Raw genomic sequence first — 1,120 nt, 5'->3', positions numbered from 1 at the left:
GGGGGCGTGGCTACCACCGCGCGGGAGCCGTCACGGAACGGTCAGGCTTCGGTGGGCAGGAGCGCGGCGAGATCGCCCAGGACCCGGGCGGCCGGTGCCGGGTCGACCAGCCACTTCAGGTGGCTGCCGGGGAGCGTACGGACGTCGTAGGGATTGTCCGGGGTGAGCGCGTCGCCCTCGCGGATCATCCGGTCCTGCATGGCGAGCGGGATGCCGGCGTCCTCGCTCAGCCGGACGTAGGTCCTGGGGATGCGCCCCCAGGTGTCGGCCTGCGCCCGGTCGTCGGGGGTGCCGGTGTCGAGGTTCTCGTCGGGCTGGAAGCTGTTGAGGAAGACCATGAGCTGGTCGTCCGTGCCGTCGGCGAGGAAGGCCGCCTTGAAGCCCGCGAGGATGCCGGGGTCGGCGGTGCGGAAGTTGCAGCGCAGCAGCCCGAGTTCGGCGGGGTTGCCGACGAGCGCCGCCGCCATCCCCGCGGCGTCGGCCGTAGCCATCTCGGGCTCGGCGTAGTAGGCGCCCACCGGGAGGTCGACGGGGGCCCAGGAGGAGACGTAGACGATGCGGTCGATCAGGTCGGGCCGCTGGTTGGCCGCGACGGTGGCCGTCAGGCCGCCGCGGCTGTGGGAGACCAGGACGACGGGCCCGTTGCGCTTGGCCCGCTCCAGGATCCCGATCAGGTGCGCGACGTTGTCGGCGAGGGTGACGCCCTTGATGGCGCCGGGCACGGTGGCGAGCCCTTCGAGGTCCTGCGGCGCCTGGTAGGCGGCCGGGTACGTCGCGGCGAATCCGTGCCCCGGGAGGTCGACGGCGACGGACCGGTGCCCGAGGAGGCCGAGTTCGGCTTGAAGCGGCGCGAAGGAGAAGGAGTTCGCGAAGGCTCCGTGGACCAGGACGAACGTCGGTTGCATCTGTCTGCTCACTTTCTGACCTCCGTGCGTCGGCGGCATGCACGTCGCACGGGGGCAGCCGTCGAACAGCCGCCCAACTGTTCGACGGCACACAGTACTCAGCGAATGATCATCGCACTACCCGGAAAGGCCCTTCGCCGCCTGGGTGCGGCAGTGGGTGAGGGCGTAGGTGAGGCGGGTGTCGGGGTTGGGGGTGGTGGTGAGGAGTTCGCCGG

Annotated in this window: 1 protein-coding gene; it reads right to left on the bottom strand. The window is 71.3% G+C overall.

Annotated elements, in window-relative coordinates; translation table 11 throughout:
• Nucleotides 1–41: 41 nt before the first annotated feature.
• Nucleotides 42–905 (bottom strand): alpha/beta hydrolase, encoded by an 864-nt coding sequence (locus tag ACIQOV_RS42410; RefSeq protein WP_401056609.1) that lies wholly within the window; start codon nucleotides 903–905, stop codon nucleotides 42–44.
• Between the last annotated feature and the right edge of the window lie 215 nt (nucleotides 906–1,120).

Origin of the sequence: Kitasatospora sp. NPDC091257, from assembly GCF_044757675.1 — a bacterium.
Taxonomy (GTDB): domain Bacteria; phylum Actinomycetota; class Actinomycetes; order Streptomycetales; family Streptomycetaceae; genus Kitasatospora; species Kitasatospora lactacystinica.
The sequence above is the reverse complement of the archived record's forward strand: the minus strand, read 5'-3'. Positions and strand labels throughout refer to the sequence as shown.